Below are 19,102 nucleotides of genomic sequence, written 5' to 3'. Positions count from 1 at the left end.
TTGATACGCCCCATTTTATCAACTTATTTTTTGCTAATTCCACAAAAAATAAGTAACATTGCAATGTATCACATAACCCGAATCAGAACAATATACCAACTAATATACTAACTTAAAACAAATGAGTTATCTTAAATTTGATAAAAACCTCATGATTAACTTGGAGCAGTCACTGTCCAAAGAGATGCTCCGCACCAATCAGGCAGGGGCTTACCATTGCTCATCGATAGTGGGATGCAACACCCGCAAGCAACACGGCTTGCTTGTGATACCTATCCCAGAGATGGACAACAAGTCTTTTGTCATGCTGTCGTCTCTTGACGAGACTGTCATACAGCACGGTGCCCCGTTCAATCTCGGACTGCACAGGTATTCCGGAGGTGTGTATAGCCCCAACGGGCACAAGTACATAAGAGAATACGACTGCGAGAGCGTGCCCCGCACTACCTATCGCGTAGGCGGAGTCATCCTCACCAAGGAGATGGTGTTCAGCTCGGAAGAGAACCGTATACTTATACGCTACACTCTTGTAGACGCACACTCTGACACGACACTGCAGTTCAGACCGTTTCTCGCATTCCGAGAAGCCAACGAACTTGTAGTGCAGAACGACAAGCTGAACCCCCATTACACAGAAATCAACAACGGTGTATCATTCTGCCTGTACCCGGGCTTCCCTACCCTATACATGCAGTTCAGCCGAAAGCCTGTATGGGTACAGAACCCCAACTGGTATAACGGCATCGAATATGTCAAGGACCTTGAACGCGGCATACCCTACACTGAAGACCAGTGGGTGCCCGGCTACTTCGAGATACCCATCAAGAAAGGCGAGTCGATAATATTCTCCGCAGGACTGAGCGAATCGTCACCGAGGTCATTCGGCAAAATGTACGAAATAGAGGTGGCAAGCCGTACAAAACGTACAAGTTTCTACAACTGCCTCAAAAATTCGGCAAAACAGTTCTACATCAAAGACAAAGAAAACGAATACATCGTATCGGGCTATCCTTGGGGACAGATACGCGCACGCGATACGTTTATCGCCCTGCCCGGGACAACTCTTGCCATCAATCATCCCGATGATTTCCACAACATAATGAATACTGCGTGGAAAGCCCTCGAAAACTACATTGACAACGAGCTGCCCGACAACCGCATCCACGGTATAGACCTACCTGATGTTCCGCTATGGGCCGTATGGAGCATACAGCAATACGGCAAGGCTCTCGGCTTCGACAAGGCGCGCGACAGATACCTCCCCATAGTAGCCAAAATTGTAAACTGGATACTTGCCGGAGGACATCCCAACCTTCAGCCAGAGACAAGCGGCCTTGTAGGCACTACCAGCACCAACACCCCGGTATCATGGATGAACGCCACTTCCAACGGCTGGCCTCTGATACCTCGCTCCGGATTGCTGGTTGAGTTCAACGCGTTGTGGTACAATGCGCTTATGTTTGCCTACAACCTCAGCGAAGGAGTGGCCGACTATGAGCACGACCGAGAAAACTGGCTCATAGTGGCCCAACAGTCCAAGCCATCGTTCATACATACATTCCTCAACGATTACGGCTATCTTTATGACTATGTCAACGGCAACCATGCCGACCTGTCGGTACGCCCCAACATGGCCATAGCCATAGGTCTCGACTACTCTCCGCTCGACCGCCGTCAGCGCAAGGGAGTGCTTGACGTAGTCACACGTGAGCTGCTTACCCCCAAAGGACTGCGCACTCTGTCGCCCAAGAGCTACGGATACCGCCCCTTCTATCTCGGTTCGCCCGAAGAGCGTGAACGCGCCTACCACAACGGCCCCTCACGCCCATGGCTGATAGGTATGTATGCCGATGCTTACATAAAAGTATTCGGCATGAGTGGCGTAAGCTACATAGACCGCATGCTCATAGGCTTTGAGGACGAGATGAGCCAGAACTGCATCGGCACCATATCGCAACTTTATGACGGCAACCCACCGTTTACGGGCCGTGGCGCCATATCGCAGGCCACCAACGTGGCGGAAGTACTCCGTACATTACGTAATCTTAAAAAACTAAATGCGTAGACCATGAAAGCATTAATGTTTGGATGGGAGTTCCCCCCTCATATACTCGGCGGTCTCGGCACCGCCAGCTACGGTCTCACCAAGGGGATGTGGGAGTGTGGCAACATGGACATCACATTTGTCATCCCCAAGCCTCACGGCGATGAAGACAAAAGTTTTGCAAAAATCATAGGCGCGTCGCAGATACCCGTAGGATGGCGCGATGTAAGCCGCGAATATGTGGAAAGTCGCATAGGCAATATCATGAATCCCGACGAGTACTACCGTCTGCGCGACCACATCTATGCCGACTTCAACTACATGCGCTTGAACGATCTCGGATGCATAGAGTTTTCAGGCCGCTACCCTGACAATCTGCTCGAAGAGATCAACAACTACTCCATATGTGCCGGTGTCATAGCACGCACCGAAGAGTTTGACGTCATACACTCCCACGACTGGCTTACCTATCCGGCGGGCATACACGCCAAGCAAGTAACCGGAAAGCCCCTTGTGATACACGTCCACGCCACCGACTTTGACCGCTCGCGCGGCAACGTGAACCCTACCGTGTACAATATCGAACGTGACGGCATGATACATGCCGACCACATAATCACCGTAAGTAACCTTACGCGCAATACCGTCATCGAGAAATACGGCATAGACCCCGCAAAGGTAACAACCGTGCACAACGCAGTGACCCCCTTGAGTGAAGAGTTCCTTAGTGTCGATCCTCCCCGGGCAAAAGAAAAAGTAGTGACATTCCTCGGCCGCATCACCATGCAGAAAGGTCCGGAATACTTTGTAGAAGCTGCGGCGCGAGTACTTAAAAACAATCACAACGTACGCTTTGTCATGGCCGGCAGCGGTGACATGATGGACAAGATGATAACTCTCGCAGCCGAACGAGGCATAGCCGACCGCTTCCACTTCCCGGGCTTCCAGAAAGGCAAACAGGTGTACGAAATGCTCAAGGCAAGCGACGTATACGTCATGCCGTCGGTATCCGAGCCTTTCGGCATATCTCCGCTCGAAGCCATGCAGATGGGAGTGCCATCCATAATATCGAAGCAGAGCGGATGTGCAGAAATTCTGACCAACGTCATCAAAACCGATTATTGGGACATCGACGCCATGGCCGACGCCATATATTCGATAGTCACCTATCCGGCTATGTATGACCAGCTCAAGGAAGACGGTCTTGACGAAGTCAACCGCATCACTTGGGATAAAGCGGGAGCCAAAGTAATAGATATATACAACAAAGTGCTTCACCGCAACTAAAACACAGTGTAAATAAACAAAAACGACCACATAAAAAACCGACAAGCTCATGAAAGCTATTTGTTTTTATTTTCAGATTCATCAGCCATTCCGGCTTAAAAGATACCGTTTCTTCGACATAGGCAATGACCACTATTACTATGATGACTTTGCCAACGACGACATAATCACGCGCATAGCCCATCGCAGCTATATACCGGCTGCCGAAGCATTATTGCGGATGATTGAGAACACCGGAGGCAAGTTCCGCTGCGCTCTCTCCATAACCGGCACCGCGCTCGAACAGTGCGAGCAATACGTGCCTGAATTTATCGATCTGCTCAAAAAACTCGCCGACACAGGCAATGTTGAATTTCTCGCCGAGACCTATGCCCACTCTCTGTCATCGCTCATCGACCCTGAGGAATTTGCCGCACAAGTACGCGCACACGACGAGAAGATCAACGAACTTTTCGGACAGAAACCGAAAGTATTCCGCAATACCGAGCTTGTATATTGCGACGAGATGGCACCCATGATCTACGACATGGGCTACAAAGGTTGCATAACCGAAGGAGCAAAACACATACTCGGCTGGAAATCGCCCAACTATGTATACTCTGCTGCATCATGTCCGAAGCTGAAACTGCTTCTCAAAAACGACAAACTCAGTGATGACATCACTTTCCGCTTCAGCAATCCCGAATGGGACGCTTATCCATTGACTGCAGACAAATACATGGACTGGATCGCATCCACTCCCGCCGAAGAGCAGGTTATCAATCTGTTCATGAATCTTGAGACATTCGGTGAGATGCAGCCTCGCGAAAGCGGCATATTCCAGTTCCTTGAAGCGCTTCCACGATTTGCAGCAGAGCGCGGCATCGACTTCTGGACACCATCGGAAGTTGTGTCAAAATTCAAAGCCGTAGACAGCCTTAGCGTCTTGCACCCCATATCATGGGCCGATGAAGCCCGTGACACATCGGCATGGCTCGGCAATAAGTTACAGAACGAAGCGTTCAACAAACTCTACTCCGTAGCCGAGCGAGTGCGCCTATGCTCTGACCGTCGTCTGAAGCAGGACTGGCAGTATCTGCAGGGCAGCGACCACTTCTTCTATATGTCAACCAAGCACATGAACGACGGAGCCGTACATGCCATGTTCAGCCCATACGAAACACCGTTTCAGGCGTTCACAAACTACATGAACGTACTTGCCGACTTCATCGTGCGCGTAGAAGAACAGTATCCATTGTCTATTGAAAACGAAGAGCTCAACTCTCTGCTCACCACTATCCGAAATCAGGCTACCGAAATCGAAGTCCTCAACAAAGAGGTGGCATCGATGCGCAACAACCTCGAGCATCTCAACGAAGAGCATGCAACCCGTCAGGCTGTTGCAGAAGGAAAACAGGCCGAAAAACCGGCTAAGAAAGCCTGTAAAACCGCGAAAAAAACCGCCGCGACTAAAAAACCGGCTGCCAAGAAGACTACCGCTTCAAAAACCAAAGATAAATAAACAACTAAAATTGACATCTCATGTTGAACAATAAAGTAGAAGACGCCATTAATGCACAGATCAATGCCGAATTCTGGTCGGCATATCTGTATCTGTCAATGGCATGCAATTTCGAGGCTCAGGGCAAACCGGGCATCGCCAACTGGTTTCGCATCCAATTTCAGGAAGAACAGGCTCATGCACAGATATTCATGAACTATATCAACGCACGCGGAGGACGCGTAATGCTTCACCCGATCGAGGCCGTGCCTTCGGAATGGGAGACACCGCTTGACGCGTTTACAGCCACGCTTGCCCATGAAGAGAAAGTAACGGCACTCATAAACAATCTTTACGCTCTTGCAGAAGCCGAAAAAGACTATCCTACATGCGACAAACTCAACTGGTTCATCAAGGAGCAGGTTGAGGAGGAAGACAGCGCACGTCAGCTCATCGACAAGTTCAAACTAATCGGCGACAACGGCATGGGCCTCTATATGCTTGACCAAGAACTCGCCTCAAGAGTATACAACGCTCCCGCACCCCTTTCCGAGAACTAAACGCCAACCATACAACTGTAAAGAGCCCGGTTCAATGCCGGGCTTTTTATTTATCGATATGCATATCTATGCTCCGCGCGAAGTCAGGAACTCGTCAAGATCGGTCTCTTTTGAAAGCGCCATCTTGGTGCGTATACGATAACGCGCCGAGTTGACGCTCGCTCGCGATATGCCGAGACAAAGCGATATCTCATCGGTGCTCTGTTTGAGATATATAAGCATACATACAAGTTCGTCATTAGGAGTGAGCGAGGGATAGTCATGACGCAGTCCGAGAAGAAAACGAGGATACAACGCGGCAAACGACTTGCGAAATTTCAACTCATCCTCTCCGCTCAGTACCGACGGCACGAGCAGACGGCTGACATTGCCCACAACCTCTCGGTGGGCGGCATTCAACAATTCTTCACTCAGCGCCTCGATACGTCCGTTGAGTTGCTTTTGTGTGAGCATAAGCTCCTCCATGCGCTGCTGCATGACCATACGCTTGTTGCGTGCGCTCTTGGACCGCTGTCTTACATAAAGAGCGGCCGCGCCAAACAACAACACTACCAGCACAATTATTATACGCACCATAAACAGTCGCTGCCGAGCCGACGACAGCTCGATATTAAGCATACGGTTTTCCTCCTCCTTCTGCTCTGCACGCCACTTCACATCAGAGGCGATAAGTGCATTCAGCTTTTCCCGATTGAGGATAGTATCATTGACCTCACGATACCGGGGATACATCCGGGCAAGCTCGTTTATTCTGCCGGTTTCGGAATATACGGTCATAAGCCATTGAGTAGCCCACGCCACCGACTCGTCATCGCAGCTTTCCTCAAACTCAGACAAAGAACGTTCCATAAGTTTTATCCCTTCGTCAACCCGCGACTGCCTCACATAACCGAGTCCGAGCATAAAGCGCTCCATTGTCATATCGCGGCCACCGGTAGCTATGGCTTTCTCGACATATCCGACAGCTCGGTCAAGCGAATCGGGATAACGGTCGTAATGCTCAATAAGCCATCCTCCTTTATCGGAATTTATGCCTACAGCAAGCATGTTCTTGTAGCTTTCATCGTCTTTATCCTTCAACGCATCGAGCGCAAGTTCATAATAATGAAAAACCGAGTCATCCTCTCCGGTCTTATTATGCAACATGGCCCTCATGCGATACAGGTCGTTGAGCAGGCGACCGTTGTTTTTAAGACTTGCTGCAATAGCGGCATCGCTCATTTTAAAACTTTCGTCAAGCATGTCAAAACGGCAGTAGAGGTTCGACAGGTTTCCATACAGTTTTATATCGCCAGTACCCTTCGATTCGCCGTGAGCAAGACGGTAATCGGCAGCCTCCTGAAGCAGTTCGAATCCATTACGGTAATCTCCGGCCCGGGTGTAGAAAAAGCCCAGTTGCGACAGCACATCAACCGGATCCTCATCAGATGTACCAGCACGCACTTCGTCTACCGCACGTCTTTGCATGGCAATACAGGTATCTATCGGAGCCCCGTCATTGAACAGAATATAAGATCTCTTGTGCAATGACAACTCATCGACCGTCCGCACTTCCGTTTTGTCAGAACAAGCGACCGACCCCAAAAGCATTATTGCAAAAATCAACGTTAACGATTTCATCATATGAATTTTCTCACAAAGATACGACATGACCACAAAGAATATATAACCATGTATACATTAATCTATCGAATCATCTATTGAAAAATCATATTAGATCAGCTGCTATATTTTATATTTGCAAATATATATACCAATCATATAATATGATGAAACGTCGACTGTTAAGCTCTATCAAACTTCTCTTTTTTATAGTAGTGATTGTCAAAAATCCGTTTACGATAAGCGCATCCACGTCATCAGACGATATATACCATAATAAAGATACCACAGCCTTACGACAAGCGGCCCTATGGCATCAAGAACATAGTATTCACATGTATTCAGACAAGACACACAACTGAAACTGTCAAAGAAAACCGGGCGCTCCGTCATTGCGGAAACGCCCGGTAGTAATATAAGTTCAAAACGGGGTCACGGACCCTATTCTTCATTATTTCTGTTCTTGGCTTTTGATTTTGACTTTGTCGAAGAGGTTTCAAGATCTTTTTCTTCGGCAAGATCTATTTCGTTCTTTTTGTTATCAATCACCTTGTATTGCAGATAGGCAAGCGACTGGTCAGGCAATATCTGGAATTTTCCACCAAGTTCAATCTTCCACCTGCGGTAAAGCGATATAAGGCCTTTCTTAAGATAGGCGTCAACAAACGGATGCACATACATTATAAAACCGGTTACCTTAAGGTCATTTATAAGGTATTCAAGCTTTTCTTTAAGCACGTCGGTAAAAAGCAACGAAGGCTGTACGTCACCCTTGCCGTAACAGGACGGACACTTCTCGGCTGTAACCACATCAAGAGCCGGACGCACACGCTGACGGGTAATCTGCATAAGGCCGAATTTGCTCAGCGGCAATATATTATGCCTCGCACGGTCATTGGCCATCACCTCTTTCATATGGTCATAGAGTGCCTGACGATGTTCCGACTTGTTCATGTCAATAAAATCGACCACTATTATACCACCCATGTCACGCAGACGCAATTGCCGCGCTATCTCGTCAGCCGCACGCAGATTAACCTCAAGGGCATTGCTTTCCTGATCATTGGAGGCCTTGGAACGATTTCCTGAATTTACATCAATCACATGAAGCGCCTCGGTATGTTCTATGATAATATATGCGCCTGATTTGAAAGATACAGTCTTGCCAAATGACGACTTTATCTGCTTCGTAATGCTGAAGTGGTCAAATATAGGCTCATCCTTGGCATACAGCTTTACGATATCGTGACGTTCCGGAGCTATCAGGTCGACATACTTCGATATCTGGCTGAATGTCTCGACATCGTTGACATGTATGCTCTCAAAAGAAGGGCTGAACACATCGCGCAACATGCTTACGATACGGCTCTCCTCCTCAAAAATAAGCGAAGGCACGTCTGCATGCTGAGCTTTTTGCACAGTATCATCCCAACATTTCAGAAGCGTTTTTAATTCATGGTTCAACTCGGCCACACGCTTGCCTTCGGCTGATGTCCTGACTATAACTCCAAAGTTTTTAGGGCGTATGCTTTCTACAAGCTGCCTCAGTCGGAGTTTCTCTTCGGTAGTCTTGATTTTCTGTGATACGGAAATTTTGTCGGAGAAGGGTATCAGTACAAGGAAACGCCCGGTAAAAGTAATCTCGGTAGTCAGTCGCGGGCCTTTGGAAGATATGGGCTCTTTTGCGATCTGCACCATCAGGGTCATGTCTTTCTCAAGCAAGTCGGTAACAGAACCGTGCTTGTTGATGTCGGGCAATAGCTTCATTTTTGATAGCACCGGCACCTTTTTCGTGTCTTCGAGCGCTTGCTTTACAAACTGAAAATATGAGGAGAATTGGGAGCCAAGATCGAGATAATGAAGAAAAGCGTCCTTTTCGTAGCCTACGTCGACAAAAGCGGCATTAAGGCCGGGCATCAGTTTTTTAACCTTGGCCAGATAAATGTCGCCCACGGCATAGGAGATATTTCTCGACTCTTTCTGCAAAGACACGAGCCGGGAATCCTCCGTCAAGGCAATAGATACCTCGGTGGGTTGTACATCTACAATTAGTTCACTTTTCATCTCTCGGTTCATTTACAAATATACGCAGAGAACAAACGTGACCTACGATCGAAACACACGATTGCCGCCATGTCATGTTTGTTCTCATGTATACAATTAAACGTCATGTTAAAAAGCGTGTCAACGCTGATTATTTCTTCTTATGACGATTCTTTCTTAGGCGTTTTTTGCGCTTGTGAGTAGCCATCTTGTGGCCCTTTCTTTTCTTTCCGCTGGGCATTTTACGCTAATTTGAAGTTAATATTATTGTTAAAAAATCTCTTTCGGTTCAGTATTGCGACAAGCAGATTACTTAACCTCTTCCATGAACACTTTTGCGGGCTTGAAAGCGGGTATCTTGTGTTCGGGGATGATGATAGTAGTATTCTTGGAAATGTTGCGTGCGGTCTTCTCTGAACGGGTCTTCACGATGAAGCTACCAAATCCGCGGAGGTAAACGTTTTCTCCGTGAGCCAAAGAATCCTTTACTATTTCCATAAACTTTTCAATCGTTTCAAGAACGTTGGCTTTTTCAATGCCTGTAGTCTTTGCGATCTCGTTTACGATGTCGGCTTTTGTCATTTTTTATATTTTTATTTATTATGATAATAATATTATGATTTGCAGTCAGTTAAATAACAAATCACGGTTTTAGCGTTTTTTGCAAGTGCAAATATCGCACTTTTTTTTCAAATAGCTACAATACCGCTTTATATTTTTAATAATAAAAATCTCAAATCCACACTTTTAGGTCGATGAAAAGTGATTATAGTGTCACTTCGCCACAAAGTGAGCACTCAAGATATTTTCTCACCTCGGCCGCTTCAAGGCCCAGTCCGAAGAGATACATCATCTTTGTAATGGCAGCTTCGGAGGTCATGTCATGACCTGATATCACTCCGGTAGCTGCAAGCCGGTCGCCCGACACATAACGTTTGGTATGCACTCCACCATTGACACACTGTGTTACGTTCACAATCACTATACCCCGGTCGACAGCCTCACGTATGGCATCGGTAAACCACTGCGCGGTAGGTGCATTTCCGGCGCCGAATGTCTTCAATACTATGCCCTTTATGCCGGGAGTACCGAGTTGATGGCGCAGTATCTCTTCAGATATACCGGGATTCAGATCGAGAAACATAACGTTTGTATCAAGCTCATAACGCACCTTGAGTGGACGCTTGATAACAGCGCGCATAAGGGCGTCCTCGCTAAAATGTATACCGAGCCCTATCTTAGCCAAAGGCGGATAGTTATTGCTTTTGAAGGCGTTGAAGTTATCGGCGCTCATCTTGGTCGAACGGTTGCCGCGCCATAGATAGTTCTCGAAAAGTATGGCTACCTCCTGTACCATAGGGGCATCGTTGATGTCAGTGGCCGCCGCTATCTGCAAGGCCGTAATGAGATTTTCTTCCCCATCGGTACGTACCTCACCGATAGGCAGTTGCGAACCCGTAATGATAACCGGTTTATGTAGGTTCTCAAACATAAACGACAATGCCGATGCGGTGTAGGCCATTGTATCGGTCCCGTGGAGCACCACGAAACCGTCGAAATGGTCGTAGTTATTCTCGATCGCATGCGCTATATCCATCCAGTAACGAGGATTCATGTCTGACGAGTCGATAGGCGGATTGAACTGTATGTTTTCAATCTTGTAATCGAGCATCTTTATCTTAGGCACGTTATCGATAAGATGAGTGAAGTCAAACGGCTGCAACGTGTGGGTCTCGGGATTTTCAATCATCCCTATGGTCCCTCCCGTATAGATTATGAGTATGTGCGGCTTTCTCACACTTTTCATTGTATCTTTAGTCGATTATCGGTTGTTGTCTATAATAATTGATGAGCATACACACTACATAACCTGAGCACCGGGACGCACAGGAGCCGTAGGCCCTATCACCACAAGAGAGCCGTCGGGATTCTCAGCAGACAAAATCATACCTTCCGACAATATACCGCGCAATTTGCGGGGTTCGAAATTGGCAATAAAGCACACCTGCTTGCCTATAAGGTCTTCCGGATTATAATATTTTGCTATACCCGACACGATAGTGCGCTTGGCCATACCGTCATCGATGAGAAACTTCAGCAACTTGTCAGCCTTGGGCACCTTTACACATTCAATGACAGTGCCCACTCTTATATCGCACTTCTTGAACGTATCGAAATCAACATTTTCGGCCTGCGGAGCCACCTTCCAGTTATCAAGCTGATTCTGACGTTTTATATCCTCGAGACGTTTCACCTGAGCCTCTATGACATCATCCTCTATCTTTTCAAACAACAATTCGGGCTGTCCTATAGCAGAACCCGCCGCAATAATATCGTCGGTGCCGAGCATATCCCAATCGATAGAGGCCATGCCGAGCATCTTCACGAGCTGTCCGCTCATGAAAGGCAGGAATGGTTCGAAAGCCACAGCTATATTGGCACATAGCTGAACAGCTACATTAAGTATGGTGGCCGTACGGTCCATGTCGGCCTTAGCGACTTTCCACGGCTCGGTCTCCTGAAGATATTTATTGCCGAGACGCGCTATGTTCATGGCGTCTTTTAGAGCATCACGGAAATGAAAATTATCAAGATTGTCACTAAGCGAGTTCTTAATTTCGGCGAGTTCGGTAAATACGTTACGGTCTACCTCCTGCATCGCACCCTTCGCAGGCACAGTGCCGTTGAAATACTTGTGGGTAAGTACCACCGCTCTGTTGACAAAATTGCCGAGTATGGCTACAAGTTCGCTGTTGTTGCGTGCCTGAAAATCGCGCCATGTAAAGTCATTGTCCTTGGTTTCGGGCGCATTGGCGGTAAGGACGTAACGCAATACATCCTGCTTGCCGGGGAAATCCACGAGATATTCATGAAGCCACACGGCCCAATTACGTGATGTGGAAATTTTGTCGCCCTCAAGATTCAGGAATTCATTGGCAGGCACGTTGTCAGGCAATTGAAAGCCATCGCCGTAAGCCATGAGCATCGACGGGAACACTATGCAGTGAAATACGATGTTGTCCTTGCCGATAAAATGTATCATACGAGTCTCCGGATCTTTCCAATAGGTCTGCCAAGTATCAGGCAAAAGCTCCTTAGTGTTTGAGATGTAACCGATAGGGGCATCAAACCAAACGTAAAGGACCTTGCCGTCGGCACCCTCGACAGGCACAGGTATGCCCCAGTCGAGATCGCGGCTCACAGCACGCGGCTGCAGTCCGAGGTCAAGCCAAGACTTGCACTGTCCGTACACATTTGGGCGCCACTCCTTGTGACCCTCAAGTATCCACTTGCGCAACGCTGGTTCCCACTTGTCAAGCGGAAGATACCAGTGCTTAGTCTCCTTAAGCACAGGCTTGCTGCCTGTAATGGTACTTCTGGGATCTATCAGTTCGTCGGGACTGAGAGAGGTGCCGCACACCTCACACTGGTCGCCGTATGCATTCTCGTTGCCGCAATGTGGACACTTGCCTGTGACATATCGGTCGGCAAGAAATTGCGCGGCCTCTTCGTCATAAAGCTGCATTGATGTTTTCTCTACAAATTCGCCTTTGTCATAAAGTCGTCTGAAAAACTCCGATGCAGTGGCATTGTGGGTATCGGAGGTGGTACGTGAGTATATATCAAACGACACCCCGAGTTCTTTGAAAGAATCCTTTATAATATTGTGGTAGCGGTCCACGATATCCTGAGGCGTAACCCCCTCTCGACGAGCCTTTATGGTAATAGGAACCCCATGTTCGTCGCTACCTCCTATCATAATCACGTCATCGCCGCGCAACCGCAGATAACGTGCGTAGATGTCAGCCGGAACATATACTCCGGCCAAGTGCCCTATGTGCACAGGGCCATTGGCATAAGGAAGAGCCGTAGTGATAAGTGTACGCTTGTACTTCTTTTCCATATTATATCTGTAATGTGAGATAATCAATTGTTTTACAATACAAAATTACTCTTTATAAATGAAAAAAGAGTAATTTTGCGGCAAAATTTATTTATCTCATGGAAAATCTGCCTAAAGACCCAGCAATACTGTTCAGCTACATAAACATGTTGCTGCGTGACCGTTATGCATCGCTCGACTCGCTGTGCGACGACATGAACATAGAACGCGGACTGCTCGAAGCCAAATTACGAGAAAACGGTTGGGAATACAACAGCTGCGCCAACAAATTCTGGTAATCACCAGTTAAGCGTGACGGCAACTTCGGCGACCTCGGAGCTAACCGGAGGTGTGAGTTTGGCGACTCTCACCATGCCGCCATCGATAAGCGGCCAACGCGACGTCACAGCTTCGCTTATACGATATGCCACATGTTCAAGCAGAGCCGAAGGCTCGGCCATAACTTTTTTCACAACGTCTATCAGTTCAGCATAATTAAGCGTGGCCGATAACTCGTCACTGCCAATAACGACAGGATAACCGACAGTTACCGACACCTCGAAATCATTACCAACTCTGCGTTCTTGTTCAAGCACTCCGTGAAAGGCATGAAGCCGTAACCGGGTTATCTCAATAGTCGTTTTCATGCCACAAATATAAACACCCCTGAGTCAAGGCACAAAAAAAATCGTGATATATTCACGATTCTCTAAAAATTTGCTACTTATTTCCTCTTTGGCTACTAACGATACATCTCGGCTGCAGCCTCAAAATACCATGTAAGCACTTTTTTCAACATCTTTTTCATAACTTCTAATTTTTTTAATTAAACACCTAAAACAATTTCTGTTAAATCGGCCCGGTAATTTCACAATTACGGGCATCACTTTCATCTCCCGGGGAGCTCAATCTTCACTGTCATACATCGGAGTGCAATCACCGGTGATACGGAATAACTGATGGTCACTCATGTTACGCATGTAGGAATTAACTCCCTCTTTAAAAAACTTCATCATCTTGTTCATGACTATACAGTTTTAATTAATAATAAAAGACTGTCGATTTATCGAGTCTTCGTTATTATATACACTTGAACATGGTGCAAAGTTAGAAGAAAAAGCCCAAAACATGCAATAAAACTATGTTATTTAACATATAATTTTTCACATACATCTAATAATCAACCGCCTAACAAAAGCCCGCACTTATGTTAAAAAGGGTGAATATAAATGCATCATTGCATAAATATCCACCCTTTTGATAAGGTATGACATCATTACTTACGCCTACGGCATCTCGGCTGGCGCAATGATTTACGTGATTTTTTGCCTTTGGACTTACCGGAAAGGACTTCCTTCACAGTCGCCTCCTGATCCGCATCCACCCCTACAGGACGACCTTTGTCGTCAACAAGAGCAAAGTCAACCATCTTACGCTCGACATTGGCTCTGGCAACCTGTATACGCACTCGGTCGCCAAGAGTGTAGCGTGTCTTGGAGCGTCGTCCTACAAGTGCGTAATTGCGCTCGTCAAAGTCATAATAATCATCGGCGAGATCCCTTATTGGCACAAGCCCCTCACACTTGTTCTCATCAAGTTCGACATATAGTCCCCACTCGGTAACTCCGGAAATGACTCCGTCATACAACTCGCCGAGTCTGTCGGCAAGATACTCGACCTGCTTGTATTTTATAGATGCGCGTTCGGCGCCGGCAGCAAGCTGCTCCATTGAACTCGAGTGCTTGCACAGCTCCTCAAGTTTGTCATGATTGACGCTGCGGCCTCCGGCAAGATAACGCTCGAGCAACCTGTGCACCATCATGTCGGGATATCGTCGTATGGGTGAGGTAAAGTGTGTGTAGTAGTCAAATCCAAGTCCATAATGGCCTATATTGTCGGTCGAGTATATGGCCTTGGCCATGGAGCGTATGGCGAGTACCGAAAGTAGATTCTCCTCACCTTTGCCTTTTACATCGGCAAGCATCTTGTTTATGGACAGATTTATCTCTTTTGCCGATCCTTTGGTTTTTATCTTATATCCAAACGTGCGCGCTATCTTGGACAGATCCTCAAGTTTGGTCACATCGGGCTGGTCGTGTATACGGTATACAAACGCTTTGGGCTTCTTACGACCGTTGGGGCAACCCACATATTGCGCCACCGTGCGGTTGGCAAGAAGCATAAACTCCTCTATCAGCTTGTTGGAGTCCTTGGATTCTTTAAAGAACACGCTTATCGGATGGCCAGTCTCATCGATTTCAAAACGTACTTCCTCTCGGTCAAATTCGACTGAACCGTGTTCATATCTGCGTCGACGAAGTGTCTTGGCGAGTCTGTCAAGGGTCAGTATCTCCTCGGCATAATCGCCTGTGCCGGTCTCTATTATCTCCTGAGCCTCTTCGTAAGTGAACCTGCGGTTGGACTTAGTCACCGTGCGGCATATCTCGTGGTTAACCACGTTGGCGTCATCATCCATCTCGAAAACGCACGAGAAAGTCAGTTTCTCTTCGTCAGGACGCAACGAACAGATACCGTTGCTGAGATGTTCCGGAAGCATCGGAACCACACGGTCGACAAGGTAGACCGACGTAGCCCGCTTCCGGGCTTCCTTCTCTATTATAGTGTCAGGGGTCACGTAATGCGTGACATCGGCTATGTGCACCCCTGCCTCCCAATGGCCGTTAGGCAGACGCCGCAACGACAAGGCATCGTCAAAGTCTTTGGCATCGCGCGGGTCGATGGTGAATGTAGTCACGTCACGCATGTCACGGCGGCGTGCTATCTCTTCGGGAGTAATACCTGCCCCTATTTTATCAGCGGCTTTCTCCACCGACTCAGGATAACGGTAAGGTAGTCCGAATTCGGCAAGTATGGCATGCATCTCGGCATTATTCTCACCATTCTTTCCAAGTATATCGATGACCTCTCCATGGGGATTCTTGGCATCCTCAGGCCAATCGGTGATCACCACTACCGCCTTATCGCCGGTCTTGCCCCCGTGAAGCTTGCCGCGGGGTATGAATATGTCGGTTGCAAGAAACTTCGAGTCGGTCGACAACGTGGCGAAGTGCTTGTCAACAGTCAGCGTACCGATAAATACCTGTTCGTTAGGCTCAAGTATCTCCACCACCTTGCATTCCGGTTCTACACCCTTTCGACGGGCAGCCACAAGCACCTTCACCTTATCTCCGTTGAGCGCATGCATGGAGTTGCGTTCGGCCACGAATATGGCCTCGTCGTCGCCGTCGAGAATGACACTGTTTTTACCGTTGCTGCGGCGTGTAAACACACCCAGCGCCACAGTTCCGCGGCTCGGAGCCTTGTACTTTCCGGGCGACACCTGAATTATCTCGCCGTCATATTCGAGTTCGGCAAGACGCATGGCGACAGCCTTCAGAGTCTGCGGACTATCGGCCCCGATAGCATGCGATACCTGCTTATAATTAAAGGTCTTGTTGCCCTGAGCGTTAATGTAATCCTCGATTAGAGAATACAGCTCAAAAGTAGCCGATCGTCGGTTCTTTTTAGGTGTTGTCGCCATAATGGTATATGTGTTATGCTGTTATGCAATTATTAACATCAAGCTATGCGTCAATGTTGGCATAGTTGGCGTTCTCCTCGATAAAATCACGACGCGGAGCCACATCCTCGCCCATAAGCATGGAAAATATGCGGTCGGCTTCAGTGGCATCGTTTATAGTGACCTGCTTTAGCAGACGATGCTCTTTCGACATGGTGGTGTCGCGGAGTTCCTGAGCACTCATCTCACCGAGACCTTTATAACGCATCACCTTGGTCTTGTCGCCGTTTTTGGCGATAAAAGCCTGCACCTGCGCGTCGGTCCAGCAGTATTCCTCGGCCTTTCCTCGTGTGCATTTATACAACGGCGGAGTAGCAAGATAAAGATATCCGTTCTCGATTATGGGGCGCATACGCCGGAAGAAGAAAGTCATGAGCAACGTGGCAATGTGGCTTCCGTCGACATCGGCATCGGTCATGATAATTATCTTGTGATAGGCCAGCTTATCAAGGTTAAGCTCCTTGGAGTCGTCGGCCGTACCGATAGTAACACGCATGGCACGGAACAGGTTGGTTATTTCCTCGTTGTCAAAGACCTTATGATCCATAGCCTTCTCCACGTTAAGTATCTTTCCGCGAAGAGGCAGAATGGCCTGATAAGTACGGTCACGGCCCTGCTTCGCGGTACCGCCTGCCGAGTCACCCTCGACGATAAACAGTTCGCAGTCCTCGGCCGTACGCGACGAGCAGTCGGCAAGTTTACCGGGAAGTCCTCCGCCGCATAAGGGCGACTTACGCTGCACGTTCTTACGGGCATTGTAAGCGGCATGACGGGCAGTAGCCGCAAGTATGACCTTGTCAACAATCAACTTTGCCTGACGCGGGTGTTCTTCGAGATACATGCGCAACGCATCGCTTACGGCAGTCTGCACCGCGCCTATCACCTCATTATTACCGAGCTTAGTCTTTGTCTGGCCCTCAAACTGAGGCTCCATGACCTTTACCGACACCACGGCGGTAAGACCCTCGCGGAAATCGTCGCTGGCAATATCAATCTTGACCTTTTCAAGCATCTTGCTGTCCTCGGCATACTTCTTAAGCGTAGAGGTAAGACCGCGGCGGAAACCGGTCAGATGAGTACCGCCCTCAATAGTGTTTATATTGTTTACAAACGAATATACGTTTTCGTTGTAAGTGGTATTATAAGTGAGAGCCACTTCCACAGGTATGCCCTGACGCTCGGTGTTCAGATGGATGACATCGCTTATGAGCGACTCTTTGTTGGAGTCGATATATTGTACAAATTCTTCCAGACCGGTCTCGCTGTAAAACACCTCACGGCGGTACTCACCGCTCTCCGACACCTGACGTCGGTCGGTAAGCGTAAGAGTTATGCCGGCGTTAAGATAAGCGAGGTCACGCAGACGATTGGCCAATGTGGCATAGTCATATACGGTAACGGTAAATATACTGTCATCAGGCCTGAACGTTATGCTCGTTCCGGTAGTAGAGCTTTCTCCTATCACGGTAAGATCGGTTGTAGGTTTACCGCATGAGTACTCCTGCATATAAGTCTTACCGTCGCGGCGTATCTCAGCGCGCAAGTAAGTCGATAAAGCATTCACACAACTCACACCCACACCATGCAGACCGCCGGATACTTTATAAGAGCCTTTGTCAAACTTACCTCCGGCATGCAATACTGTCAAAACGACTTCAAGAGCACTTTTATGCTCCTTCTCGTGCATATCGACCGGAATACCGCGACCGTTATCGACCACGGTTATTGAGTTGTCTTCGTTTATGGTGACTTCGATGTGTGTGGCATAACCGGCAAGAGCCTCGTCGATAGAGTTATCGACTACCTCATAGACAAGATGATGCAACCCTTTTACACTAATATCACCTATATACATGGCAGGACGCTTGCGCACCGCCTCAAGACCTTCGAGCACCTGAATGTTACTTGCACTGTACTCTTCTCTTTGTTCTGACATAATTATTCTTGTAGATTTTTCTTACTCATTTATCTTTCCCAAGCAGAATAAACAGCTTTAGGCGACACCCATATTCGGGCAAACAAAATTACTAAATTTTTCCGTCATACACAACATTTTATAATGTCCAAATTACATGATACTGCGAAACGACATTTTGTTAAATTTTGCAAACAACAGTAAATTTAACCTCTCAACAGTTGCATATTCAACAAATAGAGCTTAACTTTGCATCGCTTTTCCAAAATCGGGGTGTAGCTCAGTTGGTTAGAGTACGCGTCTGGGGGGCGTGAGGTCGCTAGTTCGAGTCTAGTCACCCCGACTAAAAGCAAAAGCCGAGTCTTGACTCGGCTTTTTTCATTTCACCTCGCCTCAGTGCTCCTGCCATTGCGGGTGTGCAAAAAAGGTGGCGCATAGTATCTTTTCGAACCGGTCGTGCGACATTATCACACAGTAATGGTCGTTGTTCTTGATATTGTTGGAGAAACCTAAACGCTTGTCAGCCTTGAAACTTATGTTGCAAAACATATCCTAAAAAACACAAACTTTCATTTTTTTTAGGCTCAAGCCGAAATACCGGTGCATATGTTAAAATGCATCGAGGATAATGTTAAAAATTCAGGCGTATAGTTTGACAAGTCGGAAGATAAAGAAATCTCGGTCGCGAACGCCTCTCATTTGAGAACG

13 protein-coding genes and 1 tRNA gene are annotated in these 19,102 nt (G+C 47.6%); 6 read left to right on the top strand and 8 right to left on the bottom strand.

The features are described from left to right. Nucleotides 1–121 precede the first annotated feature (121 nt). The 4 genes from FW767_RS10995 to FW767_RS10980 are packed head-to-tail and all read left to right on the top strand — an operon-like array spanning nucleotide 122 to nucleotide 5,371. Entirely contained in the window at nucleotides 122–2,065 is a 1,944-nt protein-coding gene (locus FW767_RS10995; protein WP_121700076.1) for a glycogen debranching enzyme N-terminal domain-containing protein, read from the top strand. Nucleotides 2,066–2,068: 3 nt separating this feature from the next. Then, nucleotides 2,069–3,331 (top strand): glycosyltransferase family 4 protein, encoded by a 1,263-nt coding sequence (locus tag FW767_RS10990; RefSeq protein ID WP_121700077.1) that lies wholly within the window; start codon nucleotides 2,069–2,071, stop codon nucleotides 3,329–3,331. 49 nt (nucleotides 3,332–3,380) lie between these two features. Continuing rightward, nucleotides 3,381–4,832 carry a glycoside hydrolase family 57 protein gene (locus FW767_RS10985; RefSeq protein ID WP_121700078.1) on the top strand — a complete coding sequence of 484 codons (1,452 nt, stop codon included), beginning with the start codon at nucleotides 3,381–3,383 and terminating at the stop codon, nucleotides 4,830–4,832. A 20-nt stretch (nucleotides 4,833–4,852) separates the two neighbouring features. Next, nucleotides 4,853–5,371 carry a ferritin gene (locus FW767_RS10980; RefSeq protein WP_121700079.1) on the top strand — a complete coding sequence of 173 codons (519 nt, stop codon included), beginning with the start codon at nucleotides 4,853–4,855 and terminating at the stop codon, nucleotides 5,369–5,371. A gap of 66 nt (nucleotides 5,372–5,437) precedes the next feature. On the opposite strand, the gene FW767_RS10975 is transcribed toward FW767_RS10980, so the two are convergent. From FW767_RS10975 to metG, 5 genes are all read right to left on the bottom strand, one after another. Further along, nucleotides 5,438–6,994 (bottom strand): hypothetical protein, encoded by a 1,557-nt coding sequence (locus FW767_RS10975; protein ID WP_147438808.1) that lies wholly within the window; start codon nucleotides 6,992–6,994, stop codon nucleotides 5,438–5,440. A gap of 420 nt (nucleotides 6,995–7,414) precedes the next feature. Further along, nucleotides 7,415–9,037: an Rne/Rng family ribonuclease gene (locus tag FW767_RS10970; protein ID WP_121700091.1), complete on the bottom strand. Its 1,623-nt coding sequence runs from the start codon at nucleotides 9,035–9,037 to the stop codon at nucleotides 7,415–7,417. Between the two features lie 288 nt (nucleotides 9,038–9,325). After that, nucleotides 9,326–9,598, bottom strand: a complete 273-nt coding sequence (locus tag FW767_RS10965) for an HU family DNA-binding protein (protein ID WP_121700082.1) — start codon at nucleotides 9,596–9,598, stop codon at nucleotides 9,326–9,328. Nucleotides 9,599–9,782: 184 nt separating this feature from the next. Then, nucleotides 9,783–10,823: an asparaginase gene (locus FW767_RS10960; protein WP_121700083.1), complete on the bottom strand. Its 1,041-nt coding sequence runs from the start codon at nucleotides 10,821–10,823 to the stop codon at nucleotides 9,783–9,785. A 54-nt stretch (nucleotides 10,824–10,877) separates the two neighbouring features. Then, complete coding sequence (gene metG / locus FW767_RS10955) at nucleotides 10,878–12,920, bottom strand: methionine--tRNA ligase (protein WP_121700084.1); 2,043 nt, start codon at nucleotides 12,918–12,920, stop codon at nucleotides 10,878–10,880. 98 nt (nucleotides 12,921–13,018) lie between these two features. Between metG and FW767_RS10950 the strand changes: the two genes are divergently transcribed. Further along, complete coding sequence (locus FW767_RS10950; RefSeq protein WP_121700085.1) at nucleotides 13,019–13,198, top strand: DUF4250 domain-containing protein; 180 nt, start codon at nucleotides 13,019–13,021, stop codon at nucleotides 13,196–13,198. On the opposite strand, the gene folB is transcribed toward FW767_RS10950, so the two are convergent. The 3 genes from folB to gyrB form a co-directional block, all read right to left on the bottom strand. Next, nucleotides 13,199–13,546: a dihydroneopterin aldolase gene (gene folB, locus FW767_RS10945; protein ID WP_121700086.1), complete on the bottom strand. Its 348-nt coding sequence runs from the start codon at nucleotides 13,544–13,546 to the stop codon at nucleotides 13,199–13,201. A 629-nt stretch (nucleotides 13,547–14,175) separates the two neighbouring features. Next, nucleotides 14,176–16,440, bottom strand: a complete 2,265-nt coding sequence (gene rnr / locus FW767_RS10940; protein ID WP_121700087.1) for a ribonuclease R — start codon at nucleotides 16,438–16,440, stop codon at nucleotides 14,176–14,178. 43 nt (nucleotides 16,441–16,483) lie between these two features. Further along, the gene (gyrB, locus tag FW767_RS10935) at nucleotides 16,484–18,415 is read right to left on the bottom strand and encodes a DNA topoisomerase (ATP-hydrolyzing) subunit B (protein WP_121700088.1); all 1,932 of its coding nucleotides are present in this window, start codon (nucleotides 18,413–18,415) and stop codon (nucleotides 16,484–16,486) included. A gap of 248 nt (nucleotides 18,416–18,663) precedes the next feature. Between gyrB and FW767_RS10930 the strand changes: the two genes are divergently transcribed. Then, a tRNA-Pro gene (locus FW767_RS10930) sits at nucleotides 18,664–18,737 on the top strand. Nucleotides 18,738–19,102 lie beyond the last annotated feature (365 nt).

The sequence above is a fragment of the Heminiphilus faecis genome, assembly GCF_008728965.1.
GTDB lineage: Bacteria > Bacteroidota > Bacteroidia > Bacteroidales > Muribaculaceae > Muribaculum > Muribaculum faecis.
The sequence above is the reverse complement of the archived record's forward strand: the minus strand, read 5'-3'. Positions and strand labels throughout refer to the sequence as shown.